This window comes from Achromobacter maghribensis (assembly GCF_057334215.1).
Genome location: NZ_JBHFII010000036.1, coordinates 60951 through 64177 on the forward strand (window position 1 = coordinate 60951; position 3227 = coordinate 64177).

3 protein-coding genes are annotated in these 3227 nt (G+C 66.2%); all 3 read left to right on the forward strand.

The window, feature by feature from the left end:
- Positions 1-85 precede the first annotated feature (85 nt).
- From ACE039_RS15125 to denD, 3 genes are read left to right on the forward strand one after another with little or no spacing between them, the layout of a single operon-like run.
- Positions 86-1414, forward strand: coding sequence for an MFS transporter (locus tag ACE039_RS15125; protein WP_485822719.1), 1329 nt, complete (start codon positions 86-88; stop codon positions 1412-1414).
- 40 nt (positions 1415-1454) lie between these two features.
- Positions 1455-2240, forward strand: a complete 786-nt coding sequence (gene otnI, locus ACE039_RS15130; protein WP_485822720.1) for a 2-oxo-tetronate isomerase — start codon at positions 1455-1457, stop codon at positions 2238-2240.
- 10 nt (positions 2241-2250) lie between these two features.
- Positions 2251-3225, forward strand: coding sequence for a D-erythronate dehydrogenase (gene denD / locus ACE039_RS15135; protein WP_485822721.1), 975 nt, complete (start codon positions 2251-2253; stop codon positions 3223-3225).
- Positions 3226-3227 lie beyond the last annotated feature (2 nt).

Genomic DNA, 3227 nt, shown 5'->3' on the forward strand with positions numbered 1-3227 from the left:
CGCGCTACTGACCCCGCCATTCCTATAAAGCTGCCCGGACGCGCGCTGCGCGTCACACGGCGGCACACCCTTTTGGAGACTTGTCATGCCCCCGATGGAAATCGCATCGACCGCGCCCGCCGCGGCGATGCGGCCTGAATCCCGCGAGACCGCCCGCGCCTATGCCAAGGTGTTCTGGCGCCTGGTGCCGTTCTTGATGCTCTGCTATGTGATCGCCTATCTGGACCGCGTCAACGTGGGTTTCGCCAAGCTGCAGATGTCGCAGGACCTGGGCTTCAGCGAAACCGTCTTCGGCCTGGGCGCCGGCGTGTTCTTCATCGGGTATTTCCTGTTCGAGGTGCCCAGCAACCTGCTGATGCACCGGCTGGGCGCGCGCATCTGGATCGCGCGCATCATGATCACGTGGGGCATCCTGTCCGGCATGTTCATGTTCGTCGAAACGCCCACCGGCTTCTACATCCTGCGGTTCCTGCTGGGCCTGGCCGAAGCCGGTTTCTATCCGGGCGTGATCCTGTACCTGACCTATTGGTACCCGGCCCACCGCCGCGCCAAGATCATCGCGCTGTTCATGTCCGCCATCCCGGTGGCCGGCATCTTCGGCAACCCGCTGTCCGGCTGGATCATGGAAGCCTTTCACGGCACGCACGGCCTGCAGGGCTGGCAGTGGATGTTCCTGATCGAAGCGGTTCCCGCGCTGCTCATCGGCGTGGCCACCGTCATGTACCTGGACAACGGCATCTCCAGCGCCAAGTGGCTGACCGCCGATGAAAAGCAGATCCTGACCCGCGAGATCGAGCAGGACCAGAAGCAGACGGGCACGCAGAAGCACTCGCTGCGCGCCGTGTTTTCGGACAAACGCGTGTGGTGGATGTGCCTGATCTACTTCGCCTTCGTCGCCGGCCAGTACGGCCTGACGTTCTGGATGCCGACGCTGATCAAGTCAACCGGCGTCACGGGCGCCTTCAACATCGGGCTGCTTAGCGCCATCCCGTTTCTCTGCGCCATCGTCGTGATGAACCTGCTGGGCCATTCGGCGGACAAGCGGCGCGAACGCCGCTGGCACCTGATCGTGCCGGCGCTGGCGGGCGCGGTGGGCTTTACCGCGGCGGCCTCTTTCGCCGACAACACCGTGGTGTCGCTGATCTGCCTGTCGATGGCCGCGGCCGGCGTGCTGACGTGCGCGCCGTTGTTCTGGTCGCTGCCCACCGCCTTCCTGTCGGGCACCGCGGCGGCGGCGGGCATCGCCATCGTGAACTCGGTCGGCAACCTGGCCGGCTTTGCCAGCCCCTACATGATCGGCTACCTGAAAGACCTGACCAGCTCGACCGCATCCGGCATGTACGTGCTGGCCGCCGTGCTGGTGATCGGCGCCATCGCGGTCTGGTTCACGCCGGCCAAGCTGGTCAACCGCTGATGGCCGTGCGCCGCTCTTACTTCAACTTCAAGGAACCGCCATGCCGCGCCTAGCCGCCAACCTGACCATGATGTACGCCGAACACGCCTTCCTGGATCGTTTCCAGGCGGCCGCCGGCGACGGCTTCACCGGCGTCGAATTCCTGTTTCCCTATGAATTCACCGCCGCTGATTTGAAAGCGCGTCTGCAAGACAACGGCGTGACGCAAGCGCTTTTCAACACGCCGCCTGGCGATTGGGCCGCTGGCGAACGCGGCATCGCGTCGCTGCCGGGCCGGGAAAGCGAGTTCCAGCGCGGCATCGACCTGGCGCTGGAATACGCCGATCAGCTGGGCAATCGCAGCCTGCATGTGATGGCCGGCCTGATCCGTCCGGGCGACGACCGCGCGGCGCATCGCGATACCTACCTGAAGAACCTGGCGTTCGCGGCGCGCGCGGCCGAATCCGCCGGCATCACCATCGTGATCGAACCCATCAACACGCGCGACATCCCCGGCTTCTTCCTGAACCGGCAGGACGACGCGCAAGCCATCTGCGCCCAGGTCGGCGCGCCCAACCTGAAGGTGCAGTTCGACTGCTACCACTGCCAGATCGTCGAAGGCGACATTGCCGTGAAGCTGCAGCGCGACATCGCCGGCATCGGCCACATCCAGATCGCCGGCGTGCCCGACCGGCACGAGCCCGACCTGGGCGAACTGAATTACCCCTACCTGTTCGAGCGGATCGACGCACTCGGCTACACGGGCTGGATCGGCTGCGAATACCGTCCCAAGGCCGGCACCTCCGCGGGGCTGGGCTGGGCCCACCCTTATCTTGCCAACCATTGAGCATCCCATCATGAAGATTCTGATCACCGGCGGCGCCGGATTCCTGGGCCAAAGGCTGGCCCGCAAACTGCTCGCGCAAGGCGTGCTGACGCTTGATGCCACCGGGCCGCAACCCATCACGCAGATCGACTTGCTGGACGTCGTCAAATCCGACGCGTTGACCGATCCGCGCGTGCGATCGCTGGAAGGCGATATCTCGGACCCGGCGGTGCTGCGTCAGGCAATCGACGCGGACACGCGCGCCATCTTCCATCTGGCCGCCATCGTCAGTGGCCAGGCGGAGGCGGATTTCGATTTGGGGATGCGCATCAACCTGGACGCGTCGCGCGCCTTGCTGGAAACATGTCGCGCCGTGGGCCACACGCCGCGCGTGATCTTCACCAGCTCGGTGGCCGTATACGGCGGCGCCTTGCCCGAAACGGTGCGCGACGACACGGCGCTAAGCCCGCAATCGTCCTATGGCACGCAGAAGGCCATCGCCGAACTGCTGCTGGCGGACTACACCCGGCGCGGTTTCGTTGATGGCCGCGTGCTGCGCCTGCCCACCATCAGCGTGCGCCCGGGCCGCCCCAACGCCGCCGCGTCCTCGTTTGCCAGCGGCATCATTCGCGAACCCTTGAACGGCGAAGCGGCCGTCTGCCCGGTCGGCGCTGATACGCGCCTGTGGCTGCTGTCGCCGCGCGGCGCGATCCAGGCGCTGATCTCGGGTTGCGAATTGCCGGCCGACGCCGTGGCCGACCGTTCGCCGATCAATCTGCCCGGCGTGTCCGTCACGGTGGCCGAGATGGCGCAGGCCCTGCGCGACGTGGCGGGCGACGAAGTGGCCGACCGCATCACGTGGCAAGCCGACGAGCGCGTCGAACGCATCGTGGGAAGCTGGCCGGGCCGGTGGGACACCACCCGCGCTACCCGCCTGGGCCTGAAGGGCGACAGCGACTTTGCGGAAATTATCCGCGCCTACCTGGCCGACGCCCAGCCGCGCTAAGC